Below are 24,056 nucleotides of genomic sequence, written 5' to 3'. Positions count from 1 at the left end.
AAACATTTTCGCTTTTGCGTGCGTTGCGTCCGTGGCGCATGCTACCTTCGCTCGACTGGGCTTCACTGCTTTCAAAATCTAGCAGGCTGTTGAATTTGGGTCCCGTGTAAACGGGGTTTGAGGGACGGGCGTTATGGATATCGTGTTCATGATCTTTGGCAGCGGATGCGATGCGCGGAATGGATGAGATGCAGGAACCCCTGTTCACGACGGTCAAGCTCGAGGACTTCGTCCCGGCAGATCACCCGTTGCGACCGATCCGGTTGCTGGTGAATGACGCGTTGAAACGGCTCAACGGGCTGTTCAGCGTCATCTACGCGGACACCGGCCGTGCCTCGATTGCGCCTGAGAAGCTGATGCGGGCGCTGCTGTTGCAGGTGTTCTACTCGGTGCGCAGCGAGCGCATGCTGATGGAGCAGATGCGCTACAACCTGCTGTTCCGCTGGTTTGTCGGGCTGGCGATTGAGGACGCGGTGTGGGACCACTCGGTGTTCTCGAAGAACCGCGACCGGCTTCTGGAGCATGAAGTCGTGGAAGCGTTCTTCACCGAAGTCATGAGCCTGGCGGACAAGCGGGGCTTGCTGTCGAGAGAGCATTTCTCGGTGGACGGCACGCTGATTCAGGCGTGGGCCAGTCACAAGAGCTTCCGCCGCAAGGACGGCCCGGACGATGGTCCGCCAGCCGGCGGTGGCCGCAACGCCGACACTGACTGGAAAGGCGAGCGACGTAGCAATGCCACGCACGAGTCGACTACTGATCCGGAGGCGCGATTGTTCAAGAAGAGCCACAAGAGCCCGGCCATCCTGTGCTACCACGGGCACATCCTGATGGAGAATCGCTCGGGGCTGGTGGTCGGCGCCGTGGTGAGTCACGCAGATGGTTTCGCCGAGCGGGCCAGCGCATTGCAATTGCTCGATTGCGTGCCAGGCGCTCATGCGAAGACAGTTGGTGCCGACAAGGCGTATGACACCCGCGACTTCGTGAACGATTGCCGCGCTCGCAACGTGACACCGCATGTCGCGCGCAACGATGAGCGTTGGGGCGGCAGCGCAATCGATGGTCGCACTTCGCGGCATACAGGCTACCGGATTAGCCAGATCATCCGCAAACGAATCGAAGAGCATTTCGGCTGGGGTAAAACGGTCGGTCGGATCCGGCAGACGGTCTATCGCGGTATCAAGCGCGTCGACCAGCACTTCAAGCTGACGATGGTTGCGAGCAATCTGACCCGCATGGCCCGAATGCCAGGGGTGGTGCCGCAAGGAGCGGCGCGATGAGCCGTCACGGCGTGAAGACTGCGCGCCAGCGGGGCTGCATGCGTGCGCATGCCCCGCGCGGATCGCGCGGCAAACCGGCAATTCAGCGGGAAATTGCACGCGCAAGTCTCCTGAACGTAGCTTCGGTCGTCATGACGGGGCGCTTTTCAACAGCCTGCTAGAGCGTGTTAGGAACTTCGATTGAGACCTGGTATCCTGGCGGGATGAAAAGAACCGACCGCAAAGGGTATCCGACAGATGTGTCGGATGAGGAATGGAGTTTCGCGGCGCCGTATCTGACGCTGATGGACGTTGACGCGCCCCAGCGCAAATACGAACTGCGCGACATGTTTGATGCATTGCGCTGGATGGCTCGTGCCGGCGCGCCGTGGAGGATGCTGCCCAATGATTTCCCGCCGTGGGAGCTGGTGTATCAGCAGACTCAACGCTGGCTGCAGGCTGGCTGCTTTGAGAGCATGGTGAGCGACCTGCGCTCGGTGATACGCGTGGCACAGGGCCGTCGGGGACAGCCCAGCGCGGTCATCCTCGATGGCCGCACGATACAGTCGACCTGCGAGAGCGGCCCGCGTGCGGGCTATGACGGTTATAAGCGGCAGCGCGGTAGCAAGGTACATATTGCAGTAGACACGTTGGGACAGTTGCTGGCGGTGCACGTGACCCCCGCCAATGAACAGGAGCGCGCACAGGTAGCGGAGCTTGCGCGGCAGGTCCAGCAGGTAACGGGACGAACGGTCAAGGTGGCATTTGCCGATCAGGGATACATGGGCAAGGAGCCAGCGCAGGCTGCATTCGACGAGGGCATTGACCTTCAGGTGATCAAACTCGAAGAAACGAAAAAGGGTTTCGTTCTGCTCCCCTGCCGGTGGGTGGTCGAGCGCAGCTTTGGCTGGCTCAACCGTTTCCGGCGTCTCGCACGTGACTATGAACGGCTTCCCGAAACTCTCGCTGGGCTTCATTTCGTCGTCTTCGCAATGCTCATGCTTGTCCACGCCGTGCCAGTACTTCAAAGTTCCTAACACGCTCTAGGGGTGCGCTGCTTGCACGCTGGACCGTTCAACGCTTCAAGGAGCGCACATGCCGTTTCCCGGTGACTATCATATTGGCCCCGCTGCACAACCCCTGTGGGCTTTGTCGCAATAACGCGGTCAAGTAAAATCCGCCGACGACAACGCATGACAAGCATGATGACAAAGACGAAGACGCCATGCAAGACGCTGCCCGCTGGCATTGGCAAGGTACTGAAGCGGCTGCACTACCCGCTGGACGTGATCCTGCTGTGCGTCCGGTGGTACGTGGCGTACTCACTGAGTCTACGAAACCTCGAAGAAATGATGGCCGAGCGGGGTATCGAGGTGCACCATTCGAGCGTGCACCGGTGGGTTATCAAGCTGCTACCGGTGTTTGAAAAAGCATTCCGCAAACGCAAACGGCCTGTCGGCAAGAGCTGGCGCGTCGATGAGACCTATGTCAAGGTCAAAGGCCATTGGAAATACTTGTACCGTGCCGTGGACAAGGCGGGCAACACGGTGGATTTCCTGCTGCGCGCCCATCGGGACAAGGCCGCGGCGCGCCGCTACTTCGAGAAGGCGATTGAACAGAACGGCGAGCCCGAGACAATCACCGTGGACAGGAGCGGCGCCAATCTGGCTGCGCTTGAAGCGCTCAATGCCGAGCGTTTAACGCCGATCAAGGTCCGGCAAAACAAATACCTAAACAACGTCGTCGAGCAGGATCACCGTGCCATCAAACGCATCATCAAACCGATGATGGGGTTCAAGGATTTCCGCTGTGCGCGCATCATCCTGTCTGGCATTGAGATCATCGCACACATGATCCGCAAGGGGCAGATGTGTGACGATGGCATCGCCTCGACTGCAGCCGAACAATTCTATTCTCTCGTGATGTAAGCAATCCTCTTCATCTCAGGCGTCTGATCGTCGCATCGTCCTTAATGCGACACAACACCTGCAGGTTGATCATCGTATAGGCCAGCGTCTTGAGCGCGTAGTGTACGTCGCTGATGCGCTCGAAGCGCAGCAGCAGGCGGCGGAACGTATCCTCCCAGGCGAACACGCGCTCGATGGTGCTGAAGCGCTCCTCGAAGATGGCCGCATCGAAATGACGCTTGCGGCCGCGTTTGTTCTGTTTGCGGTTGCGCAGATTCTCTGGGATGTTGGGCCTCATGCCGAGGTTGAAGATCGCACGGCGGTTTTCGCGGCAGTCGTAGACGCCATCCAGACTGACGGTTGAGCCCTGCAGGTCCGCACCAATGGCACGCGCCATGGCGGTAAGTTTTGGCAGCGCGTCACGCAGCAGGGGCGATTCGTTGCGGTTGCCCGGCGCACTCACGAACGGCGCGATGATGTTGCATTTGCGATCGTAGAAGGCCACCACCTTGTCGCCCTTGAGGTGCTTGTGCCCGCTGTAGCCCAGGTTGTCGCCGCCTTTCTTCGCTGCCGTCGTCGTGCCGTCGCCGTGGATGGTCGAGAGGTCCAGGCGCTGGTCCTGATGCAGTTGATCAACCGAGCCCGCAAAGACCCGGTCGATGCTGCCGTCGGCCTGCCAGCGCCGCATGATCCGGTAGATGCGGGTGTGGTGGATTTCAGGCAGCCCCAGTGCATTCGTTTCGATGGGCAGCATCTTCCACTGGCAACCCATGTACAGCGCCTCAGGACATAGTTGAACATCTTCTGTAGCGGCAACGTCGGTGGCGGACCGCGCCGGCCCCGGCCCAGATGCGGCAAGATAAATTGCTCGAACTGCTCAACCGTCAATTGCGTGGGAATCGCCTGTCGGCCATGGTTTGCAGCCATTCTCGCATCCGCAAAGCCTTGACTTTAACCGCTCCGGCCTCGCCAACCCCGCAAGCCAGCCCTGATGGGGCTCGCAGACAAATTCGGCCCCTTCGGAAAACCCGCAATCAGTTGAATGCCTGTCGGGCTTCTCCGCAATGGCGGAGCCGTCCATCGCGATAATCGGCACAACCCGCAACATGACAATCCGCGAGCGCAGCAGCATGTAAGCGTTGAAGATGCCGAGTAGCACGTTCGCGGTGGTTGCGCCTTTGCCCATAGCTGCCTCACGATGATGAAAGGGGTGCCGCCACGAGCAAGAGTGTCCGATTGAAGTATGCCCCAGCCTGACAACCCCGCTTCTGCGAAGCCGGGCATCAATCTGAGGTTCTAATCCGTATTTCTTCCAGTGTGTCATCCAGAAGCCGTTGCGCTTCCTCCGCTGACTCCACACCAAACATGACGGCCCCGAACGTGCCGTCAATGTGCATCATCAGCACGTGTGCCTTGGCGGTCTCGCCTTTCTTGAAACGGGTCACGAGTTTCCGGTAACCCTTCAGTGCCGCCCCTGAGGAAAACAGTGCTTCGTCCGGCTGCCAGTTGTCGACATGACCACCCCACCAATGGGTATCAGCCTGGTCAATGAGCGCCACAAGCAGGCGACGATTCAGTTTTGTTTGCTGTGCACTGAAAAATGCGTCTTCCAAAGATTGTGTCATGTGCGTTTTCGGTCCCTGATCGGATGAAGCGGATGGATGTGCGTCCGCAATTTCTCTACTCATGGCGGGCCGGGGTTAGCGGCCTAATGGAGTGCGGCACGGTGACTTGCCGCTTTCATTCGATGTCTGGGTAAAGCAAAGTGCTGCCGGATCGGGCCGAACCGTGAGAGAAACGCCTGAGCGCGACGCGCATCGCGAAAGCCGGGCATCTGGCGTTCGCGTCTGCGGGTCGGCTGGTGGCTATTCTCGGCGCGGTTATTCACGCGCGCAACTGCCTTGACGAAAACGTGCTTCACGTGAGCGAGCTCTGCAATCTCGGACTTCGCTGCCGGATAGCCGCGTAGCTGGGCAGTGACGATCATGGGCGGCACCGGGTTTGATCGCAGCACTGGCTGGAAGAAGCGCTTGGCTGCGACCTTGTCGCGTCGTTTTTGCACCAGAACGTCGAGTTCAGTGCCATGCTCATCGACTGCGCGCCACAGCAGATACGGCTCCTCGCGCAGCGTCACGAACACTCTCATCCAGATGCCATGTGTTGCCCCGCTTGCGCCGCGCCGTCTTTGCACGCTGGGCGAATCCAGCGCCGAACTTGTCGCACCAGCAACGGATTGTTTCGTACGTGACAACGACACCACGCTCGAGCAACAACTCCTCGATATCGCGCAGGCTCAGGCTGAACCGGAAATACCAGCGAACCGCGCAGCTGATGACGATGGCAGGGAAGCGGTGACCGCAATAAAGCGAATTTCTTTTCTTCATTGCTTCATTCTACCCCCGCTCCTGCGTCAATCTGGCAGGGCCCTCATGTATCCGCAAAGCCTTGACTTCAACCGCCCGGCCTCGCCAACCCCGCGAGCCAGTCCCGACGGGGACCGCAGACCAATTCGACCCCTTCGCAAACACCCTCAATCAGTTGGTTGCTTACCTCTTCAGCCCGCCCATTGCAGCCCAGTTGAGCTCCCCACCACTAGCTACGCCATCGATGGTTCCTCGTGCGTGCATTTCGATCTGTCGAAAGACGTCTGGGTTTTGCATCATGAATTTTGCGGCCTTTGAGACATCTGGCGGTACGTTACCGTCGGTGTTTTCTGCGAGCCAATATAAACCGCCAACTTCCATTCTCTTCCAGCCGTTATCCCCATATAAGAACTGAGCTTGCCTGCCGCGTGTTCCGGGGTCACCCTTTTCTTCTCCTGATGCTGCAGCTATGTCATCCAACAATCGCAGTATGTCTGCCGCAATCCGGTTCTGACTGGCATTGACACTCCGGCAGTCCGACTGTGCGTAGGGATCAGTAAACGTCAACTGAGCGTTTACTCGGGGATTAGTCTCGATAGTCGCCATTGTTTTCTCTCTCAACTGGTTGCGGTTTCAGCGGTTATCCGTTGACGGTGCCAATGATGCATGAAGGGCCCTGCATGGAAAGATGCGCACGGCGAAGTGATGGCCCGAGGGGCGAAGTGCTCGAGATGGTATCGGCGCGCGGCTTTGTCCGGATGGGGGTATTGCAAAGACGCTGCGGGTTGTGTAAAAGCGCAACATGATGAAGCCAGCATTGAATAATGCCATATAAAGCCAGACTAAAGACGGGTGAACCGCGCAAGCGCAAGAAGCCGGGGTACCGGGTGACGAACGCGCGGGCGTATAACCAGAGCCTGAGAAAGCGCGGCATGATCAGCCTGTATGTGCCGGGCGGCGATCTGAAGGCGCAGCTGATCAACGCAAAGATCCGTACGCCGGGCGTGTCGGGGCGTGAGCCGACCTACACCACGGCGTACATCGAGCTGATCTTTACCTTCTACCGGCTGGTGTCGCGGTGGATCATTCGACGGTGTACCGCTGGGTCATCAAACTGCTGCCGCTCTTCGAAAGGAGCTTCCGCAAGCACAAGCGTCCGGTTGGGAAAAGCTGGCGAATGGACGAGAGCTATATCAAGAACAAAGGTGAGTGGAAATATCTTTACCGGGCAGTGGACAAGGCGGGCGACACGGTCGACTTCCTGCTCAGGGCCAGGCGGCACAAGGTCGCTACCCGGCGGTTCTTTGAAAAGGCGATCGCCCATAATGGTACGCCAGAGACCGTGACCATCGACAAAAGCGGCTCCAATCTGGCCGCACTGGATGCGGTGAATGCCGATCGCGAGACGCCGATCAAGGTCCGTCAGATCAAGTATCTGAACAACATTGTCGAACAGGACCATCGGGCTATCAAACGCCGGACCCGGCCGATGCTGGGATTCAAGAACTTCCACCGTGCGAGGGTCATTCTCGGCGGCATCGAGGTAATGCACATGATCAGGAAAGGACAGATGAAATGTGCGGGCAAAGACCCGTCGTCTGCTTCCCAGCAGTTTTACTCCATTGTGTTATAAGCAATACTTATCATATCGACATCTCTCGTCCCGACACCCTCACTGCAACAGAACCTTTCAACGGGCCCAGGATGAGAAGTCGTCAATGTAAAACCGAAGTCTGGCAAGTTGAACCCTCGATAAGCGTCTCGTGGCCGAGAGCCCGGAGGAGCAGCGTGAAGAGTGGACAGTATTGCCAGTTACCAACGGGTACTCGTCAGATTTTTTCGCCGGCGTCGTCATAAATTCGTGTTAGCGATCGGGCCGCCGGCAGTGCGGCCATATGCTTTCAAATGGCTACATCTCCATTCCTTCTGCGACTCCATTGCAACCATGCCTCATGACATCGACACCGCATCAATCATCACCGATCATGCGTCCACGACGTCTGTCTCACCCGAGACGCGTGCGTCTACGCCTGTACGGCAGCACTCGTCGCCGCGGCGTGGGCCGGCGGCAAGTGAGACATTGAACGGACTGCCCATCCGGGAAACGTTGGCGTCCGCGGTTCCTGCGAACGGGGTTCCACCTGCATCCGCCTCGGCGTCGACGGCTTCATCCGAACGCAGTGGACGTTCTCGACAAGTCGATAGAAGCGTGCTCGATGCATTTCGGCGCACGCGTGCCGGAATTCGCAACCGCATGGAAAAGATCTTCACCACGACCTCTGAGATACCGCGCAATGAACCCCTGCATCGATACGGATTCGACTATGGAGCGGGACCATATTCACCAGATTACGCGCAGCAGATGCGTTCGCCGAATCTGCCGATGATTGCCGCGATGCCGTTGGCGCTCGGTTCGATTTCGGCTGTCGCCGGTATCGGCATGATCGGCAGCAGTATGCTGGGCATGCCGGGCCTCGGAATGGGCATGCTCGCCTTGCCGATGATGGCCATGATGGGTGCCTTCGCAATTGCATGGCGCTCGCGCGGAACGGCCGGTTTCGGCGGCATGGGAAGCCTCAGCGGCACGTATGGAAACAACGACGGTTACGGCGCCTACGGAGGCTTCAACTCGCCGGCTATGGGTGCCGGGCAGTCCGTGCCGGGTTATGCGCATCCGCTTGCACAGGGTCCTCGCCAATGGCGTCCGGCGGCGGGATTTGGTACCGGTCCGGTTCCACCGTTTCAGAAACGCTGGTCAGGATGGTGCGCGCCGGATAATGTGCCACCGAATCCTATTGCATCGCCGCCGGACATGGCCTCGAGCACGACAAAGCGCCAAGGGAATTCAACTGAATCGTTCGGGGCGAAGGCATCCCGCCCAACCGCTTTCGAGCAGTTGGGCGTTGTGAAGGGCGCGGCTTGGCGGCAAGTTTTGGGGATGGACGGGCGCGTATTAGACAACGAAGTAATGGCTCAGGCCCAAACTCGCAAGGGTATCGAAGAAATGCGAAAACAAATAGAGGAGGCAGAATTCGAAGTACGAAAAGCCCACAAGAAGCTCCTGAGCAGATTCCATCCGGATAAGCACCTCGACAAGGACATGAGCGAAGTCATCGGCCTCATCTCGATGGCCGTCAATCAGAGCGAAAACGAGTTTAGAAACGCAAGGCTCTGGCTTGACGGGCAAAGTGGGAGGGTAAGCGCTTGAGCCGTAATAATCGATTCTGTCGCGCATTACTTACGAGCAGCCGAACTGCAGTTCAAAACCGTCATTCATCGTGGAACAGGCATGCCAATCTCCAGCGTATCTAGCTCAAGTAACATTTCCACCGATCTCACGGCAACGAGTACGGGTGAAGAATCGCCTACTAATCCTAATTCCGCATCCACCTTGTGCGCGAGCGGTCAATTGGCAGGGTTAAAGACAAGAGTCCATAATAATATTGGCGCTAATGCCCATCGCGACTTGAGTTCGAGCCAAGGGACTTCAGCGATGGAAAACGTTCGCTCAGCAGTCCCTGACCAGAAAACACTTTTGGCTAAGTACGGCACGGTCGGACAAAAGAAGGCCCGCACTGCCGACGAAATGGATAGTGCCGACGCAGCTGCGGTGGAGGAAGCCATCGCACGCAGCCTGCAGGAGAAGGCTTTCAGGATACTGGTCAAACCTGAACCGCAAGCCATTCAAAGCAACACGACGCATACTTCGAATCCCACGAATAACGCCGTGGTCAATCAGGCTGACAGGAACGAAGAACCGTCTGAAGTCTCCAACGATAACCGGGAGCAGCAGATGTTGGTATTCGCCGACCTCAACAACGCTTTTAGGGCACACTTGACCAAACATGACCTGCAGGTCATTTCCAACCCGGGAACGGGGAGCAACTGCGCGATCTATGCGTTGGTGCAACACCTCAGGCCGGATTTGAAGGACAGCAATCTCGACAACGAAGTTAACGAGTTGCGCCGCGCGTACGACGTGAAAAATCCGTCCGACAGCAACGACAGAATGCTGCATCTGGATACCGGCGTTGGTGGAGCGGCCAAGACCCTCACGAGGCTTGTCAATGAGCGCTACAACGTAAACATACAGGTCGGGGTAGTCGAAGCGGGCCTAGACGCGCAATACCCCGTGACGAGCAAGGAAACCATTTCCGCTTCTGGCGCGAGTGCCCCGTTCACGCACCATGTCGTTATCTGGGACCAGCAGGGACACTACGAAGCCGTGACAGCCAAGCGTCCAAGGACGGAAGAGACGGCGCAAAATAATCGAACCGATGCGATCAATTTGATGAAGCGCGTCGCAAGCAGATCGAGCGTTCGAGCAGCCTTCGGTACGCTGTCCTCTGCTTTGATGAAGTACCGTCTCAGATGAACCCAGCAGCCACGGTGCACGAGTTGGTGGCGCCGGGCGATGTCGTTGTAGGGTTCGTAGGTGTCAGGTCACATGACCGCGCCCTCTCGGATCCCGGCAAACGCTTGTCGGCCAGCCTGGTACCGTGCCCAAGTGTAGGGGTTGTGTCGCGGTAAGGACGATGCGACGATCCGGCGCCTAAGGTGAAGAGGATTGCTTACATCACCAGAGAATAGAATTGTTCGGCTGCAGTCGAGGCGACTTTCGGCGCTTGCCATGAAGCATTCCGGCTTTCGCGTCGGCCCGGAGTTTCATGGCTCCGGCGGGTTGCGCACCAGCACATTCACCGGTTGTGTCGCGTTAAGGACGATGCGACGATCAGGCGGCTAAGGTGAAGAGGATTGCTTACATCATGAGAGAATAGAATTGTTCGGCTGCAGTCGAGGCGACGCCATCGTCACACATCTGCCCCTTGCGGATCATGTGTGCGATCTCAATGCCAGACAGGATGATGCGCGCACAGCGGAAATCCTTGAACCCCATCATCGGTTTGATGATGCGTTTGATGGCACGGTGATCCTGCTCGACGACGTTGTTTAGGTATTTGTTTTGCCGGACCTTGATCGGCGTTAAACGCTCGGCATTGAGCGCTTCAAGCGCAGCCAGATTGGCGCCGCTCCTGTCCACGGTGATTGTCTCGGGCTCGCCGTTCTGTTCAATCGCCTTCTCGAAGTAGCGGCGCGCCGCGGCCTTGTCCCGATGGGCGCGCAGCAGGAAATCCACCGTGTTGCCCGCCTTGTCCACGGCACGGTACAAGTATTTCCAATGGCCTTTGACCTTGACATAGGTCTCATCGACGCGCCAGCTCTTGCCGACAGGCCGTTTGCGTTTGCGGAATGCTTTTTCAAACACCGGCAGCAGCTTGATAACCCACCGGTGCACGCTCGAATGGTCCACCTCGATACCCCGCTCGGCCATCATTTCTTCGCGGTTTCGTAGACTCAGTGAGTACGCCACGTACCACCGGACGCACAGCAGGATCACGTCCAGCGGGTAGTGCAGCCGCTTCAGTACCTTGCCAATGCCAGCGGGCAGCGTCTTGCATGGCGTCTTCGTCTTTGTCATCATGCTTGTCATGCGCTGTCGTCGGCGGATTTTACTTGACCGCGTTATTGCGACAAAGCCTCAAATGCAACTTCAGTCCGCTCGAAACCCGCAATCAGTTGTATGCGATCTTGCGTTGCTTACCCATTCACCGGGTGGGACGCGTTCATTTCATTCGCTCCTTTGCCGTGGAAGTCACGACTTCTCCACTTTGGCATAAACCCCTCGGGCGTAGCGGGAGTCGTCCATCACATCAGAGCGCTTTATATGCGCCCACCGACCATGGGCGTTCGTGCCATGAGGCGTAGCTTCGGAAATTCTGGCGCAGACAACACGCTTTTGCGATAGTGTTCAAGATTTTTCGAGGAGTCGGCACAAGTATGCAAATCTACGATCGAGGTCGGCAGTCAATGGTTGATGTGACGATTGAATCGTCAGCATCAGGTAACGCTACAAAAATAGAAATGCGGAGTTCAAGTCCAACTCGTAGTCAACATTTTGGCACGATGTGCGTGGCACCTCAGTTGAATTCGTTAAGGCTCTTATCAGTTGATAACCGTAAAAGAACCGCGGTGCGTCAGGTTGGAAGCCGATTTCTAGAAATTGCTGACCGCATGAAAGGTGATCTCGGCTTGTCGAGTGTTTCCCTAAGTTGCCAGGATGAAGGCGCCGCGAAGTTTTTCTACAAGGCAGGTTTCAGGTTTATTGGCAGTGGTGCGGATGCAAAAAACGCCGCACTCAAACACCATCTTGATCATCCGCAAGGCGCGTTGCCAAATGAAATCGTTTTTCTTGGCGACATGGAGAAAAGATGATTCATCGCGCTCGCCTGATGCATCTCATTATACAGAAGTGTCGTACCTGTCGCGCAGGCGTTGTCACGTTAAGGTATACGCGACGCAAGAGCGCACGGGACGTACATTTGCTCAGAAATTGGACGGATCTTGGGTGAGCCCAGTGAAGCGATGCCACCCGGCAAAGCGTGCGGCGAGCTGTTTGCGATAGAGTGGGCTTTGTCCGGATGGGTACGAGTTCCCGTGCTATGGACGCGACTACCCCCATCCGGACAAAGCCCTGATGATCCACAATGACGGCACGTTTGGAACGGTGATGCTTGGCGTAGAGTGCGCATCCGCCGACAAGTCAAGCAAATGCGAAGCTCCTTTAATTTCAGATCACAAAGGTAATCTCGATCCATGCGCATAGGTGAACAATCGTCCGGTGCCGCGTCAGACGGACTGGATAGAGGGAACACAAACACACCGACCGGTACGCCGGCGAACCACACATTACCGGCGTCACCGGCACTTCAAGGATTAACCTCCCGTCCACCGGGTTCAAGATCGTCATACGTGCCCACGGCCGGCACGCCAGAGTTCAAGTTGCGCCCTATTGAGCAGGGCAGTCTTCCATCCACCATCAAGGCAATTGAGAAATGGGCCGGTAAAATGGAAGAGAAGGCATTGACGGACGGGAGATGCTTGATGGCCGATGAAACTGCCATTGCGCAGAAAATGCGCGTCGAGCATCCCGAACGAGTTCGGGTGGTGATCGGGAAACTTCCAAATCCAGGAAACGCGAGCGTCTATCTCGCGATGTCGAAAGTAGGACTTTTGGGAGGTCACATCACGGGACTTACCTTCGGCTACGGGATTTACATAAAAGAAGGGCATAATGGAGACGCAACGACGCTTCTGTCTCATGAACTCAGGCATGTCAAGCAGTATGAAGACGTTCGTCGCGAAAAAATCAACTATCTGGCTGAGTATGTGCATCAACTCAATCAGTATGGCTATCGGCTCAGCGGTTTTGAGCAGGACGCTTACGCACATCAAATTCCACCGGGCAACTGACTACGGCACTGTCACGTTGGCGAGGTAGTCACGTAAGATGTCACGCAACTGATTGCGGGTTTCAAGCGGACTGAAGTTGCATTTGATCAGTAGGACATATGTTTCATGAAATGCAGGAGTTGGCAAGACGGGCGGCGCGAAGCGGTAGTCGGATTTGCGAGGTGATCGACATGGCATCGACGCGCGGGGCCGCGACGCAATGCGCCGGCGACGTGACGGCAGGCGGCCCAGAGGGGCGCGATCACCTGCGGCAGTAGTGCCGCAGGTGGCTTTGTCGCAATAACGCGGTCAAGTAAAATCCGCCGACGACAACGCATGACAAGCATGATGACAAAGACGAAGACGCCATGCAAGACGCTGCCCGCTGGCATTGGCAAGGTACTGAAGCGGCTGCACTACCCGCTGGACGTGATCCTGCTGTGCGTCCGGTGGTACGTGGCGTACACTCACTGAGTCTACGAAACCTCGAAGAAATGATGGCCGAGCGGGGTATCGAGGTGGACCATTCGAGCGTGCACCGGTGGGTTATCAAGCTGCTGCCGGTGTTTGAAAAAGCATTCCGCAAACGCAAACGGCCTGTCGGCAAGAGCTGGCGCGTCGATGAGACCTATGTCAAGGTCAAAGGCCATTGGAAATACTTCTACCGTGCCGTGGACAAGGCGGGCAACACGGTGGATTTCCTGCTGCGCGCCCATCGGGACAAGGCCGCGGCGCGCCGCTACTTCGAGAAGGCGATTGAACAGAACGGCGAGCCCGAGACAATCACCGTGGACAGGAGCGGCGCCAATCTGGCTGCGCTTGAAGCGCTCAATGCCGAGCGTTTAACGCCGATCAAGGTCCGGCAAAACAAATACCTAAACAACGTCGTCGAGCAGGATCACCGTGCCATCAAACGCATCATCAAACCGATGATGGGGTTCAAGGATTTCCGCTGTGCGCGCATCATCCTGTCTGGCATTGAGATCGCACACATGAACCGCAAGGGGCAGATGTGTGACGATGGCGTCGCCTCGACTGCAGCCGAACAATTCTATTCTCTCGTGATGTAAGCAATCCTCTTCATCTCAGGCGCCTGATCGTCGCATCGTCCTTAACGCGACACAACCCTGGCTTGCGGGGTTGGCGAGGCCGGAGCGGTTAAAGTCAAGGCTTTGCGGATGCGAGAATGGCTGCAAACCATGGCCGACAGGCGATTCCCACGCAATTGACGGTTGAGCAGTTCGAGCAATTTATCTTGCCGCATCTGGGCCGGGGCCGGCGCGGTCCGCCACCGACGTTGCCGCTACAGAAGATGTTCAACTATGTCCTGAAGGCGCTGTACATGGGTTGCCAGTGGAAGATGCTGCCCATCGAAACGAATGCACTGGGGCTGCCTGAAATCCACCACACCCGCATCTACCGGATCATGCGGCGCTGGCAGGCCGACGGCAGCATCGACCGGGTCTTTGCGGGCTCGGTTGATCAACTGCATCAGGACCAGCGCCTGGACCTCTCGACCATCCACGGCGACGGCACGACGACGGCAGCGAAGAAAGGCGGCGACAACCTGGGCTACAGCGGGCACAAGCACCTCAAGGGCGACAAGGTGGTGGCCTTCTGCGATCGCAAATGCAACATCATCGCGCCGTTCGTGAGTGCGCCGGGCAACCGCAACGAATCGCCCCTGCTGCGTGACGCGCTGCCAAAACTTACCGCCATGGCGCGTGCCATTGGTGCGGACCTGCAGGGCTCAACCGTCAGTCTGGATGGCGTCTACGACTGCCGCGAAAACCGCCGTGCGATCTTCAACCTCGGCATGAGGCCCAACATCCCAGAGAATCTGCGCAACCGCAAACAGAACAAACGCGGCCGCAAGCGTCATTTCGATGCGGCCATCTTCGAGGAGCGCTTCAGCACCATCGAGCGCGTGTTCGCCTGGGAGGATACGTTCCGCCGCCTGCTGCTGCGCTTCGAGCGCATCAGCGACGTACACTACGCGCTCAAGACGCTGGCCTATACGATGATCAACCTGCGGCACTACTGCCGCAGCTGATCGCGCCCCTCTGGGCCGCCTGCCGTCACGTCGCCGGCGCATTGCGTCGCGGCCCCGCGCGTCGATGCCATGTCGATCACCTCGCAAATCCGACTACCGCTTCGCGCCGCCCGTCTTGCCAACTCCTGCATTTCATGAAACATATGTCCTACTGATCAAATGCAACTTCAGTCCGCTTGAAACCCGCAATCAGTTGTCAGGCTCTGGTTATACGCCCGCGCGTTCGTCACCCGGTACCCCGGCTTCTTGCGCTTGCGCGCTTCACCCGTCTTTAGTCTGGCTTTATATGGCATTATTCAATGCTGGGTTCATGATGTTGCGCTTTTACACAACCCGCAGCATCTTTGCAATACCCCATCCGGACAAAGCCCTTCAGATGAACGCCGCTCGTCATCGCGCTATCCTGAAAGAACGTCTCGCAACATGGCATGGGTGGACCGTCTCAGACCCGGTTGAGACGGTTGACTGATAAGGATAACTATGCATGTGCCGAGACATTGACCTACAGTACCCAACTTGACAACGCCCCACCGACCATGGACGTTCGCGCTATGAGGCGTAGCCTCGGAAATTCTGGCGCAGACAACACGCTTTTGCGATAGTGTTCTAGATTTTTCGAGGAGTCGGCACAAGTATGCAAATCTACGATCGAGGTCGGCAGTCAATGCTTGATGTGACGATTGAATCGTCAGCATCAGGTAACGCTACAAAAATAGAAATGCGGAGTTCAAGTCCAACTCGTAGTCAACATTTTGGCACGATGTGCGTGGCACCTCAGTTGAATTCGTTAAGGCTCTTATCAGTTGATAACCGTAAAAGAACCGCGGTGCGTCAGGTTGGAAGCCGATTTCTAGAAATTGCTGACCGCATGAAAGGTGATCTCGGCTTGTCGAGTGTTTCCCTAAGTTGCCAGGATGAAGGCGCCGCGAAGTTTTTCTACAAGGCAGGTTTCAGGTTTATTGGCAGTGGTGCGGATGCAAAAAACGCCGCACTCAAACACCATCTTGATCATTCGCAAGGCGCATTGCCAGATGAAATCGTTTTTCTTGGCGACATGGAGAAAAGATGATTCATCGCGCTCGCCTGATGGCGTTGCGCGTTGTGCAGATCATCGATGGCGCGGCCGAACTTTTCACCAACAGTTGGTCGCGGGTTTCGATCGTGATTATCTGCGGCCGCGAAGCAGCCGAGAGAGCTTGGCGCGCTGCGTACGCCGCGTTGTCCGGGACAGTGAGCACGAACGGCTATGGCGGGTTCTCAACTGGTTGGGGACTGACTTTTAAGGTCCGCATGGTCAGATCGGTTAAAGTCCGGATTTGCGGGTTCTGGTGCAAATAGGTGGGCGGGTTGAGAAAGTTCATATAGGTAGGAAAGCTTATCGATCAAACAGGACCGCATTCCATACGGCGGGCGCAGCGGCCTGCTTGAGGCCGAGCTTCGCGAGATCGAACTGCCCCTTGCGAATGCGATGCGTCAACTCGATTCCTGAAATCGTGATCGCGGCGCTCCGGAATCGCTTGAACCCAAGCATCCCGTTCGTTCTGGACTTGATGTGGCGATGATCTTGCTCGATCACGTTGTTCAGATATTTTGAGGACCGGACCTTCGTGTCTTCAGGCAGCAGACCATCGGTCTTCATTTCGCGAACCGCGCGGTGCGAGGCGGCATAGCCGTCGAGCGTGATGGTCTCTGGCCGCTGGCCCTGACGCTTGATGGCCTTGCTGAAAAAAGCTTTGGCCGCAGCCACGTCGCGTCGGGCTCTGAGCATGAAGTCCACCGTCTGGCCAGCCCGATCCACTGCCCGGTACAGGTAGACCCACCGGCCGCGAATCTTCAGGTAGGTCTCATCGACACGCCACGAGCGACCCGCAGGCGTAGCAAAGCGGTTCCAGCGTTTGACGAACTCGGGTGTATAACGCCTCACCCAGCGCAGAATCGTCGTGTGAGCCAGCGACAATCCCCGTTCGGCCATCATCTCGACCAGATCGCGAAAGCTGAGCTTGTAGCGCAGGTACCAGCGAACGCACAGAATGATGATCTCCCGATCAAAATGGCGTCCGCCGAACAACTTCTCCGGACTCTTCAGCTTGCTCATCGCGGCTCGTCGGTTCGTTTTGTTCCGACAACTCTAACCCATTCGCCGGCCCTATTTGCACCAGAGCCTTCAAAAAGCGCTACTGCCACGAGTTAAGGAGGATCTGCAGAAGTCGTTTTCGGAGGGGTGATCTTCCACGCAGATCGCTGTCTGAAGGGCGACGACATTCTTTGTGCGGAGATCGCCCCGTACGGTTACCTTTCAGGCGCTGTGCCGGTGAAACATATGGCCGCACCGGCCCGATCTTAAGCGTTTCGCAAAGCTCTACGCGCCATCCACAAATTGCTCAAAGCGAACAACGTGGTGATCTGGGCGGCATTTTTCATCAAACCGCGATAGCGGGTCTTCGCATAGCCGAATTAGCGCTTAATGACGCGAAATGGGTGCTCAACCTCGGCACGTATTCCGGCCTTGAGCCGCTCGATCTGATCGTGGATCGCGTCCATCACGTCAGAACCGTTCCGCCCGTTTTCTGAACAAGCGCGTTGTCTCTCCCCGCTATTTCGTCGCGAGCAATTTAACGCGACAGTGCCAACAGTGGTAACGCATTTTCCGTCCGGCAGCGCCCCACGAATCTCGTCTGGCCGGACGCACAACGCGGACAGCGCGGCAGGGGCGCCTCATCCGGAGACAGCACGGCGCGCACGGCCGCCTCGAGAAATCGGGTGAGATCCTTGTCTTCCTCATGACGGCGTGGCAGCGGGCTGTTCGCACGCAGCGGCTGGTGAAATCAAACCGGGCGCTGTCGGGAGACGGCAGGGATGGCGTGACGACGGGCGTCGTCACGATACGATCTGGAGTCCTTAGGATAGCGTGCTTCGCCGTGGGCAGATCCGGGGCGTCCTTGCCGTTGCGCCTGCGTCGGGCAACGGCGGTAAGCGCGAGATCCTCAACAATGCGGACTTCCACTTCCCCTCCCGGTCCTGTCGCATCGAGGGTCCTGTCGCATCGAGGGTCCAGTACGCGCGACACTCCGGGCACAGCGCCCTGCGCTGGTAGTCAAGATCGTAGCCACCGTTGAGCAGCACTCCTGTGTAGCCGCACTGCGGACAGGTACCGGCCGGAACTTCACGCCCAGGCGCACACGGGTGAGCCAGATGCCCTCCGGATCGTGCTGAGCGATCAGTTCCCTGAACCGCATCAGCCAGTTCGACGCGGCTCCGTATTCAACCCCCAGCCGGCGCGAAACCTCCTCGAGCGGAATGGGTTGCGACAATAGCCGGATGAAGGCCGGCATTTTCTCGCCCGTGCAGAACGTCGTGATGGTCCTCAGCCTGCTGGTGCTACCCCCGCTCGTGGAAGAGCTGACATTCAGACATTCAGGCACTTCCTCCTGTCGGCGCTGCCTTTCAGGGCGAACCGGAGGATCGCCGCGATCGCGGTCGTTGCCACCTCGCTTCTCTTTTCAGTACAGCACCGGCACTACGCCTACCTGAGCACCTATCTGCTTCTGTTCGCCCTTGGCATCGTGTTTGCCCGGGCTCGCATCCGCACCGGCGGAGTCGCATTGCCCATTGCCTTGCACAGTTACGCGATGGCATTTGCGCTGGTCTGCGATCAGGTCGTCGCGCATGTTCGTGGCTAACGGGAATTCTCGCCGCTCGTGCGGACCATCGAGTTCGACGACCATCCTCAGCGGGCAGATTCGAGAGTTCCCAACCGCCTGCCGGCTCAGGGCCAGTGGTAGGAGCGTATTCGAAACCGCCTCGTAGCAGCCCGACGAGCAGGTTGTGTCGCGTTAATGACGATGCGACGATCAGGCGGCTAAGGTGAAGAGGATTGCTTACATCACGAGAGAATAGAATTGTTCGGCTGCAGTCGAGGCGACGCCATCGTCACACATCTGCCCCTTGCGGTTCATGTGTGCGATCTCAATGCCAGACAGGATGATGCGCGCACAGCGGAAATCCTTGAACCCCATCATCGGTTTGATGATGCGTTTGATGGCACGGTGATCCTGCTCGACGACGTTGTTTAGGTATTTGTTTTGCCGGACCTTGATCGGCGTTAAACGCTCGGCATTGAGCGCTTCAAGCGCAGCCAGATTGGCGCCGCTCCTGTCCACGGTGATTGTCTTGGGCTCGCCGTTCTGTTCAATCGCCTTCTCGAAGTAGCGGCGCGCCGCGGCCTTGTCCCGATGCGCGCGCAGCAGGAAATCCACCGTGTTGCCCGCCTTGTCCACGGCACGGTACAAGTATTTCCAATGGCCTTTGACCTTGACATAGGTCTCATCGACGCGCCAGCTCTTGCCGACAGGCCGTTTGCGTTTGCGGAATGCTTTTTCAAACGCCGGTAGCAGCTTGATAACCCACCGGTGCACGCTCGAATGGTCCACCTCGATACCCCGCTCGGCCATCATTTCTTCGAGGTTTCGTAGGCTCAGTGAGTACGCCACGTACCACCGGACGCACAGCAGGATCACGTCCAGCGGGTAGTGCAGCCGCTTCAGTACCTTGCCAATGCCAGCGGGCAGCGTCTTGCATGGCGTCTTCGTCTTTGTCATCATGCTTGTCATGCGTTGTCGTCGGCGGATTTTACTTGACCGCGTTATTGCGACAAAACCGCCGTATTTCTTGTGAAATGCATAGATGCCTTTGTCCTCGATGTATCTGACGATCTGGTCATGCCGGCGGGTTCGCTGCTCGCCGTGTACGACAGCGTGAGCTCGCGGTGGGGATGACGGGCGTCACGCCCGCGCCTGAAAGCGCTTCGGTACGCTCGATGCTGTAGTACGCGCCATCGGCAATCACCCGATCCATCGGCACATCAGCGGGCAGCACGGCGTCCATTCCTTCGCGGTCCGACACTTCTGTAGTGGTGATGCGGATCGCGTGTACGTTCATGTCAGCGTCGATCGACCGATGCATCTTGCGCCACGGCGTGCGCGCGGCCTTCTGGGCGTACTTTTCCTGGTTCTGTTGCAGTAAGGGTGTCGGGACGAGAGATGTCGATATGATAAGTATTGCTTATAACACAAGGGAGTAAAACTGCTGGGAAGCAGACGACGGGTCTTTGCCAGCACATTTCATCTGCCCTTTCCTGATCATGTGCATTACCTCGATGCCGCCGAGAATGACCCTCGCACGGTGGAAGTTCTTGAATCCCAGCATCGGCCGGGTCCGGCGTTTGATAGCCCGATGGTCCTGTTCGACAATGTTGTTCAGGTACTTGATCTGACGGACCTTGATCGGCGTCTCGCGATCGGCATTCACCGCATCCAGTGCGGCCAGATTGGAGCCGCTTTTGTCGATGGTCACGGTCTCCGGCGTACCATTATGGGCGATCGCCTTTTCAAAGAACCGCCGGACAGCGACCTTGTCCCGCCTGGCCCTGAGCAGGAATTCGACCGTGTCGCCCGCCTTGTCCACTGCCCGGTAAAGATATTTCCACTCGCCTTTGATCTTGATATAGCTCTCGTCCATTCGCCAGCTTTTCCCAACCGGACGCCTGTGCTTGCGGAAGCGCCTTTCGAAGAGCGGCAGCAGCTTGATGACCCAGCGGTACACCGTCGAATGATCCACCGCGATACCACGCTCGTCCATCATTTCCGCAAGATTGCGCAAACTCAGCGAATAGGCCACGTACCATCGCACGCACAGAAAAATCACTTCAAGCGGGTAGTGAAGGCGCTTCAGGACCTTGGCCAGGCCCGGCGCAAGTGTGGTTCGCGGTGTCTTCGTCTTCTTCATCGCACAGCTCAAAAATTCGCTACCCAATTTTAACGTGGGCCTTACTGCAACAGAACCCGTTCGAACACTCGTCAGGCGAGAAGCGCCGTCAGGGCAGCATCGCCAAAAGCGGTAACGGCTATGCCAGAAAGCTGCTGGTCATTTCTTCTTTCCTTCCTTTGGGGCGAGTTCTCACACGACTGCCGGAAGGCAAAATTTCAGGGGAAGCTTCCCCCCTTCGTACCCAAATGTATGCGCACCGCTGGGTAGTCATAGAGTTCATCTTTCATCGCCGAGAGCGTGTCGGTCCGAGCTACATCGTGCGCGACAGGCTTGGGCGTGTCCGATGCGGCCAGGAGGTCGAGCGCGGCTCGTAACTCGGCCTTGGCGCGCCGAAGTTCGCCCCAAGGCCACCCCTTCGCGCGACTCAAATGCCAGAGCCCGGCCGGGCCGCTGAACAAGCCGCTTCGGACGGCTCGACCAATCAGCCTGAATTCGTCCCATGTGGAATGAACATGTCGGCGATAGCCCGCGGTGTTGCGCAGGTCGACAGTGCGGTCGCCGGCCTTGAACACCCATTGACGCTCGTCCGCGCGAAATTGCTCCGGACTGACGCGCAATTCCGAAATCAGCTTCTTGTTGTCCGCTTTGCTCATGCGAACCTCGCCCGTGGTCGCAGTGAACACGCCGCCACCCACGATGCCGGTACCCACCGCCCCTGCTTCGGCGCCTGGGTGCAGCGCCGTCTGATGGCCGTGGGCGTCACGGGCATAAAGCGAATCGGTCAACGTGATGGCGTCGATGACCGGCAGGGCCGTTCCTGTCGACACTCCGGCGTGGAATGCCTGCACGTAGCGCTGAACGATTTGCGCGCTTTCGCCGGGCTTGCGAAGGCGTGCGGCACGGTTCGCTTGCTCGAGTTGTTTGAGGTCGTCCAGGCAACGACCGATCGGGCTATCGGCAGGAATCTCGCTCCAGCGCCCGGCATCGAAAGATTCGAAGTCCTCGACCTGCTGCTTGGCGAGATCGATCTCCAACCCGAGGCCTCGCAGGTGGGCGCGGTGCGGCCAAATTGCCCGAGCGGCCATTCCAGTGCTCTCCATGACACCGATTTTCCGCTCTAGTTCGACTCGCCTGTGCATCCATTCGCCGAGCGTGTCCTCATAGACCTCTCGAATGGCTGCCACTTGCACTTCGGATTGCGTGATGAAGGATTGCCGCAGCGCGCGCTCCGAAATGTGCTCGGGCTTCAGATCCTTGAAGTGGATGTGGGCGGCGTTTTCATGCAGGAAATTGGCCCACTTGGTATTGGCGCGGAAGTTGTACCGGTGTTTGTTGCGCCGCTCATCGAGGTAGCCGGCGACCCATTGCAGCGGAATGGTGGACGCCAGAATGGCCGGTCCGACGATCTGCCCGACGACCGGCACCGTTGGCGTCAGAATCGCACCGGTGGCGGCTACGCCGTTGATCGCCATGCCCCACCCCTTGCTGTAGGTCTGCGTCCGGTTCAGGCCGATGCGTTGCCGGTATTGGTGGTCCGCCGTGTCATGCAGATCGAGGAAGGCATCGACGAGGTTACCCAACGCATTTGAATCCCTCCCGGGCGCCGCCGACACGCCCGGGAACTGCTTCGCAGCGTCGTTCAGCTTGCGACGCTTGTCCTTGAGCCGTTGCACGATCACCCCCATGTTGGGGCTCTTTTCGATCTGCGGCGCCACGACCGGCTGTCCGCCCACGCGCTTGAACGCTTCCTTGACATCCGTCACCGAACGCAAGCGGCCGGTCAGCGCAGGGTTGACGATGTTCGGCGGCAACTCGTGTGCCATCACCTTGATGGCTTTTTTGCCTGCCTTCAGTGCGTGCCCGGCCCCGGGAATCTCCGCGACACCCAGGCTGACGGCCGATGCCGCGGCCGTCACGATGCGTCCCGCCACGCTGTGTAGCCCTTCGTACAGGCCGGCTTGATGGATGCCTTGCTCATAGAGATTGACGTCGATGTTCAAGGCTGCAAGCAGGTGGTGCTGCGCGATATCGGTCAGCAAGGTTCGAGAATAGCACTCAGGATGCGCTTCGACGTTTGCGATCAGTTCGTCGGCAGACAAGGCGGCCAGCGCCTCGAACCGCTGCCGGGCAACAGGCATGCGCGGCAAGCGGGGCGTGAACCGTGCCCATTCATTTTTCTCGCAATAGACTTCCGCAGCGCGGCGCAGCTTGACGGCAGCCAGCGCACGCTCGAGGTCGAGCGGTCGCTGTCGGGCGGCGTGATATGTCTCGAGCAGCGTTTGTCGTCTGGTGGGCGCGGCTGACGGCGGTTCCTGTGCTTTCGCCATCCCACTTGGTTCACGAACGCCCACCGGCACTGCCGGTCCGCTTTGCTCGCGGACAGTATGCGCTGGCGCAACCTGTTTCTCGTGCCTACCGCGCAGGAATGGCATGCCCCAGCCCTCGTTCTCGCGGAGTGGGCTAAGCGGTTCCTCGCTGCGGCCGTGGCCAGTGCGGCCGTAGACCGCCGCGCTCACCGAGCGCAACGCCTCGTAGTGGTCCTGGAAGCGGATGATCGCAACCGGTTCCCTGCCCGTGCTCGAGCACTGCACGCGCACGGGGTACCCGTCCGCGTGCGGCTCGACCCAATGCACGTCGAGAGGTTCTGTTGCAGTAAGGCCCACGTTAAAATTGGGTAGCGAATTTTTGAGCTGTGCGATGAAGAAGACGAAGACACCGCGAACCACACTTGCGCCGGGCCTGGCCAAGGTCCTGAAGCGCCTTCACTACCCGCTTGAAGTGATTTTTCTGTGCGTGCGATGGTACGTGGCCTATTCGCTGAGTTTGCGCAATCTTGCGGAAATGATGGACGAGCGTGGTATCGCGGTGGATCATTCGACGGTGTACCGCTGGGTCATCAAGCTGCTGCCGCTCTTCGAAAGGCGCTTCCGCAAGCACAGGCGTCCGGTTGGGAAAAGCTGGCGAATGGACGAGAGCTATATCAAGATCAAAGGCGAGTGGAAATATCTTTACCGGGCAGTGGACAAGGCGGGCGACACGGTCGAATTCCTGCTCAGGGCCAGGCGGGACAAGGTCGCTGCCCGGCGGTTCTTTGAAAAGGCGATCGCCCATAATGGTACGCCAGAGACCGTGACCATCGACAAAAGCGGCTCCAATCTGGCCGCACTGGATGCGGTGAATGCCGATCGCGAGACGCCGATCAAGGTCCGTCAGATCAAGTACCTGAACAACATTGTCGAACAGGACCATCGGGCTATCAAACGCCGGACCCGGCCGATGCTGGGATTCAAGAACTTCCACCGTGCGAGGGTCATTCTCGGCGGCATCGAGGTAATGCACATGATCAGGAAAGGACAGGTGAAATGTGCGGGCAAAGACCCGTCGTCTGCTTCCCAGCAGTTTTACTCCCTTGTGTCATAAG

24 protein-coding genes and 6 pseudogenes are annotated in these 24,056 nt (G+C 58.1%); 15 read left to right on the top strand and 15 right to left on the bottom strand.

The window, feature by feature from the left end; all coding sequences use genetic code 11:
• Window positions 1-170 precede the first annotated feature (170 nt).
• The 3 genes from QFZ91_RS26485 (at window position 171) to QFZ91_RS26475 (ending at window position 3,184) form a co-directional block, all read left to right on the top strand.
• Window positions 171-1,277 (top strand): IS5 family transposase, encoded by a 1,107-nt coding sequence (locus QFZ91_RS26485; RefSeq protein ID WP_429522659.1) that lies wholly within the window; start codon window positions 171-173, stop codon window positions 1,275-1,277.
• A 203-nt stretch (window positions 1,278-1,480) separates the two neighbouring features.
• Window positions 1,481-2,293 carry an IS5 family transposase gene (locus tag QFZ91_RS26480; protein ID WP_429568955.1) on the top strand — a complete coding sequence of 271 codons (813 nt, stop codon included), beginning with the start codon at window positions 1,481-1,483 and terminating at the stop codon, window positions 2,291-2,293.
• A 165-nt stretch (window positions 2,294-2,458) separates the two neighbouring features.
• On the top strand, window positions 2,459-3,184 hold the full coding sequence (locus QFZ91_RS26475; RefSeq protein ID WP_429568954.1) for an IS6 family transposase: 726 nt from the start codon (window positions 2,459-2,461) through the stop codon (window positions 3,182-3,184).
• Window positions 3,185-3,194: 10 nt separating this feature from the next.
• Here the strand turns inward: QFZ91_RS26475 and QFZ91_RS26470 are convergent, their stop codons facing one another.
• The 5 genes and pseudogenes from QFZ91_RS26470 to QFZ91_RS26450 all read right to left on the bottom strand — a co-directional run bounded on the left by QFZ91_RS26470 (window position 3,195) and on the right by QFZ91_RS26450 (window position 6,132).
• A complete protein-coding gene (locus QFZ91_RS26470) occupies window positions 3,195-3,917 on the bottom strand; it encodes a transposase (protein WP_429568953.1) in 723 nt (240 codons plus the stop codon).
• Between the two features lie 123 nt (window positions 3,918-4,040).
• Window positions 4,041-4,349 (bottom strand): hypothetical protein, encoded by a 309-nt coding sequence (locus tag QFZ91_RS26465; RefSeq protein ID WP_429568952.1) that lies wholly within the window; start codon window positions 4,347-4,349, stop codon window positions 4,041-4,043.
• Between the two features lie 97 nt (window positions 4,350-4,446).
• Window positions 4,447-4,788: a hypothetical protein gene (locus QFZ91_RS26460; protein WP_429568951.1), complete on the bottom strand. Its 342-nt coding sequence runs from the start codon at window positions 4,786-4,788 to the stop codon at window positions 4,447-4,449.
• An 83-nt stretch (window positions 4,789-4,871) separates the two neighbouring features.
• Window positions 4,872-5,547: pseudogene (locus QFZ91_RS26455) on the bottom strand (IS6 family transposase).
• Between the two features lie 162 nt (window positions 5,548-5,709).
• Complete coding sequence (locus QFZ91_RS26450; RefSeq protein ID WP_429568950.1) at window positions 5,710-6,132, bottom strand: hypothetical protein; 423 nt, start codon at window positions 6,130-6,132, stop codon at window positions 5,710-5,712.
• 463 nt (window positions 6,133-6,595) lie between these two features.
• Here QFZ91_RS26450 and QFZ91_RS26445 point away from each other — a divergent pair.
• The 3 genes and pseudogenes from QFZ91_RS26445 to QFZ91_RS26435 form a co-directional block, all read left to right on the top strand.
• Window positions 6,596-7,159: pseudogene (locus tag QFZ91_RS26445) on the top strand (IS6 family transposase); the annotation flags it as partial.
• 621 nt (window positions 7,160-7,780) lie between these two features.
• On the top strand, window positions 7,781-8,734 hold the full coding sequence (locus QFZ91_RS26440; RefSeq protein ID WP_429568949.1) for a hypothetical protein: 954 nt from the start codon (window positions 7,781-7,783) through the stop codon (window positions 8,732-8,734).
• Window positions 8,735-9,019: 285 nt separating this feature from the next.
• Window positions 9,020-9,901 (top strand): hypothetical protein, encoded by an 882-nt coding sequence (locus QFZ91_RS26435; protein WP_429568948.1) that lies wholly within the window; start codon window positions 9,020-9,022, stop codon window positions 9,899-9,901.
• Here the strand turns inward: QFZ91_RS26435 and QFZ91_RS26430 are convergent.
• A pseudogene (locus QFZ91_RS26430) lies at window positions 9,784-10,058 on the bottom strand (IS66 family transposase); the annotation flags it as partial. The gene QFZ91_RS26435 and the pseudogene QFZ91_RS26430 overlap by 118 nt on opposite strands.
• Window positions 10,059-10,285: 227 nt before the next feature.
• Window positions 10,286-11,008, bottom strand: coding sequence for an IS6 family transposase (locus tag QFZ91_RS26425; RefSeq protein ID WP_429569150.1), 723 nt, complete (start codon window positions 11,006-11,008; stop codon window positions 10,286-10,288).
• A gap of 356 nt (window positions 11,009-11,364) precedes the next feature.
• Here QFZ91_RS26425 and QFZ91_RS26420 point away from each other — a divergent pair, with 356 nt between their 5' ends.
• Window positions 11,365-11,799: a hypothetical protein gene (locus tag QFZ91_RS26420; RefSeq protein WP_429568947.1), complete on the top strand. Its 435-nt coding sequence runs from the start codon at window positions 11,365-11,367 to the stop codon at window positions 11,797-11,799.
• A gap of 111 nt (window positions 11,800-11,910) precedes the next feature.
• Here the strand turns inward: QFZ91_RS26420 and QFZ91_RS26415 are convergent.
• Window positions 11,911-11,991: pseudogene (locus QFZ91_RS26415) on the bottom strand (IS6 family transposase); the annotation flags it as partial.
• Between the two features lie 345 nt (window positions 11,992-12,336).
• Between QFZ91_RS26415 and QFZ91_RS26410 the strand changes: the two are divergent.
• The 5 genes from QFZ91_RS26410 (at window position 12,337) to QFZ91_RS26390 (ending at window position 16,207) form a co-directional block, all read left to right on the top strand.
• The gene (locus QFZ91_RS26410; protein ID WP_429568946.1) at window positions 12,337-12,837 is read left to right on the top strand and encodes a hypothetical protein; all 501 of its coding nucleotides are present in this window, start codon (window positions 12,337-12,339) and stop codon (window positions 12,835-12,837) included.
• Between the two features lie 324 nt (window positions 12,838-13,161).
• Window positions 13,162-13,886 (top strand): IS6 family transposase gene (locus tag QFZ91_RS26405; protein ID WP_429569149.1). Its coding sequence is split into 2 segments (ribosomal slippage): window positions 13,162-13,281 and window positions 13,284-13,886, totalling 723 coding nucleotides; the frame shifts between segments, so codons are not numbered across the junction.
• A gap of 116 nt (window positions 13,887-14,002) precedes the next feature.
• A complete protein-coding gene (locus QFZ91_RS26400; RefSeq protein ID WP_429568945.1) occupies window positions 14,003-14,869 on the top strand; it encodes a transposase in 867 nt (288 codons plus the stop codon).
• Between the two features lie 634 nt (window positions 14,870-15,503).
• The gene (locus QFZ91_RS26395; protein ID WP_429568944.1) at window positions 15,504-15,938 is read left to right on the top strand and encodes a hypothetical protein; all 435 of its coding nucleotides are present in this window, start codon (window positions 15,504-15,506) and stop codon (window positions 15,936-15,938) included.
• Window positions 15,935-16,207 (top strand): hypothetical protein, encoded by a 273-nt coding sequence (locus QFZ91_RS26390; RefSeq protein ID WP_429568943.1) that lies wholly within the window; start codon window positions 15,935-15,937, stop codon window positions 16,205-16,207. The genes QFZ91_RS26395 and QFZ91_RS26390 overlap by 4 nt, the downstream gene beginning before the upstream one ends.
• A 37-nt stretch (window positions 16,208-16,244) precedes the next feature.
• On the opposite strand, the gene QFZ91_RS26385 is transcribed toward QFZ91_RS26390, so the two are convergent.
• The 3 genes and pseudogenes from QFZ91_RS26385 to QFZ91_RS26375 all read right to left on the bottom strand — a co-directional run bounded on the left by QFZ91_RS26385 (window position 16,245) and on the right by QFZ91_RS26375 (window position 18,201).
• On the bottom strand, window positions 16,245-16,964 hold the full coding sequence (locus QFZ91_RS26385) for an IS6 family transposase (RefSeq protein WP_429568942.1): 720 nt from the start codon (window positions 16,962-16,964) through the stop codon (window positions 16,245-16,247).
• A 245-nt stretch (window positions 16,965-17,209) separates the two neighbouring features.
• Window positions 17,210-17,392 (bottom strand): annotated as a pseudogene (locus QFZ91_RS26380) (transposase); the annotation flags it as partial.
• Window positions 17,393-17,853: 461 nt separating this feature from the next.
• On the bottom strand, window positions 17,854-18,201 hold the full coding sequence (locus tag QFZ91_RS26375; protein WP_429568941.1) for a DUF746 domain-containing protein: 348 nt from the start codon (window positions 18,199-18,201) through the stop codon (window positions 17,854-17,856).
• Window positions 18,202-18,273: 72 nt separating this feature from the next.
• Between QFZ91_RS26375 and QFZ91_RS26370 the strand changes: the two genes are divergently transcribed.
• The gene (locus QFZ91_RS26370; RefSeq protein WP_429569148.1) at window positions 18,274-18,549 is read left to right on the top strand and encodes a CPBP family glutamic-type intramembrane protease; all 276 of its coding nucleotides are present in this window, start codon (window positions 18,274-18,276) and stop codon (window positions 18,547-18,549) included.
• Window positions 18,550-18,747: 198 nt separating this feature from the next.
• Here QFZ91_RS26370 and QFZ91_RS26365 read toward each other — a convergent pair whose 3' ends face one another.
• The 3 genes from QFZ91_RS26365 to QFZ91_RS26355 form a co-directional block, all read right to left on the bottom strand.
• Window positions 18,748-19,470 carry an IS6 family transposase gene (locus QFZ91_RS26365; protein ID WP_429569147.1) on the bottom strand — a complete coding sequence of 241 codons (723 nt, stop codon included), beginning with the start codon at window positions 19,468-19,470 and terminating at the stop codon, window positions 18,748-18,750.
• A gap of 115 nt (window positions 19,471-19,585) precedes the next feature.
• Complete coding sequence (locus QFZ91_RS26360; protein WP_429569146.1) at window positions 19,586-19,918, bottom strand: transposase; 333 nt, start codon at window positions 19,916-19,918, stop codon at window positions 19,586-19,588.
• Between the two features lie 12 nt (window positions 19,919-19,930).
• Window positions 19,931-20,653, bottom strand: coding sequence for an IS6 family transposase (locus QFZ91_RS26355; RefSeq protein ID WP_429568940.1), 723 nt, complete (start codon window positions 20,651-20,653; stop codon window positions 19,931-19,933).
• A gap of 53 nt (window positions 20,654-20,706) precedes the next feature.
• Between QFZ91_RS26355 and QFZ91_RS26350 the strand changes: the two are divergent.
• A pseudogene (locus QFZ91_RS26350) lies at window positions 20,707-20,793 on the top strand (transposase); the annotation flags it as partial.
• Between the two features lie 57 nt (window positions 20,794-20,850).
• Here QFZ91_RS26350 and QFZ91_RS26345 read toward each other — a convergent pair.
• The gene (locus tag QFZ91_RS26345; protein WP_429568939.1) at window positions 20,851-23,361 is read right to left on the bottom strand and encodes a hypothetical protein; all 2,511 of its coding nucleotides are present in this window, start codon (window positions 23,359-23,361) and stop codon (window positions 20,851-20,853) included.
• Between QFZ91_RS26345 and QFZ91_RS26340 the strand changes: the two genes are divergently transcribed.
• A complete protein-coding gene (locus QFZ91_RS26340; RefSeq protein ID WP_429568938.1) occupies window positions 23,333-24,055 on the top strand; it encodes an IS6 family transposase in 723 nt (240 codons plus the stop codon). The two genes, QFZ91_RS26345 and QFZ91_RS26340, sit on opposite strands and share 29 nt — an antisense overlap.
• Window position 24,056 lies beyond the last annotated feature (1 nt).

It is taken from the genome of Paraburkholderia sp. JPY419 (assembly GCF_050435705.1).
GTDB classification, from domain to species: Bacteria; Pseudomonadota; Gammaproteobacteria; order Burkholderiales; family Burkholderiaceae; genus Paraburkholderia; species Paraburkholderia youngii.
The sequence above is the reverse complement of the archived record's forward strand: the minus strand, read 5'-3'. Positions and strand labels throughout refer to the sequence as shown.

Bases quoted from the DNA above. Each gene is read 5' to 3' on its own strand.
- QFZ91_RS26390 (WP_429568943.1), top strand. From the start codon at position 15,935: ATGATTCATCGCGCTCGCCTGATGGCGTTGCGCGTTGTGCAGATCATC.
- QFZ91_RS26395 (WP_429568944.1), top strand. From the start codon at position 15,504: ATGCAAATCTACGATCGAGGTCGGCAGTCAATGCTTGATGTGACGATT.
- QFZ91_RS26385 (WP_429568942.1), bottom strand. From the start codon at position 16,964: ATGAGCAAGCTGAAGAGTCCGGAGAAGTTGTTCGGCGGACGCCATTTT.
- QFZ91_RS26435 (WP_429568948.1), top strand. From the start codon at position 9,020: ATGGAAAACGTTCGCTCAGCAGTCCCTGACCAGAAAACACTTTTGGCT.
- QFZ91_RS26365 (WP_429569147.1), bottom strand. From the start codon at position 19,470: ATGATGACAAAGACGAAGACGCCATGCAAGACGCTGCCCGCTGGCATT.
- QFZ91_RS26340 (WP_429568938.1), top strand. From the start codon at position 23,333: ATGAAGAAGACGAAGACACCGCGAACCACACTTGCGCCGGGCCTGGCC.
- QFZ91_RS26375 (WP_429568941.1), bottom strand. From the start codon at position 18,201: ATGCCGGCCTTCATCCGGCTATTGTCGCAACCCATTCCGCTCGAGGAG.
- QFZ91_RS26440 (WP_429568949.1), top strand. From the start codon at position 7,781: ATGGAAAAGATCTTCACCACGACCTCTGAGATACCGCGCAATGAACCC.
- QFZ91_RS26425 (WP_429569150.1), bottom strand. From the start codon at position 11,008: ATGATGACAAAGACGAAGACGCCATGCAAGACGCTGCCCGCTGGCATT.
- QFZ91_RS26475 (WP_429568954.1), top strand. From the start codon at position 2,459: ATGATGACAAAGACGAAGACGCCATGCAAGACGCTGCCCGCTGGCATT.
- QFZ91_RS26400 (WP_429568945.1), top strand. From the start codon at position 14,003: ATGGCTGCAAACCATGGCCGACAGGCGATTCCCACGCAATTGACGGTT.
- QFZ91_RS26485 (WP_429522659.1), top strand. From the start codon at position 171: ATGCGCGGAATGGATGAGATGCAGGAACCCCTGTTCACGACGGTCAAG.
- QFZ91_RS26450 (WP_429568950.1), bottom strand. From the start codon at position 6,132: ATGGCGACTATCGAGACTAATCCCCGAGTAAACGCTCAGTTGACGTTT.
- QFZ91_RS26420 (WP_429568947.1), top strand. From the start codon at position 11,365: ATGCAAATCTACGATCGAGGTCGGCAGTCAATGGTTGATGTGACGATT.
- QFZ91_RS26480 (WP_429568955.1), top strand. From the start codon at position 1,481: ATGAAAAGAACCGACCGCAAAGGGTATCCGACAGATGTGTCGGATGAG.
- QFZ91_RS26355 (WP_429568940.1), bottom strand. From the start codon at position 20,653: ATGAAGAAGACGAAGACACCGCGAACCACACTTGCGCCGGGCCTGGCC.
- QFZ91_RS26470 (WP_429568953.1), bottom strand. From the start codon at position 3,917: ATGCTGCCCATCGAAACGAATGCACTGGGGCTGCCTGAAATCCACCAC.
- QFZ91_RS26465 (WP_429568952.1), bottom strand. From the start codon at position 4,349: ATGGGCAAAGGCGCAACCACCGCGAACGTGCTACTCGGCATCTTCAAC.
- QFZ91_RS26460 (WP_429568951.1), bottom strand. From the start codon at position 4,788: ATGACACAATCTTTGGAAGACGCATTTTTCAGTGCACAGCAAACAAAA.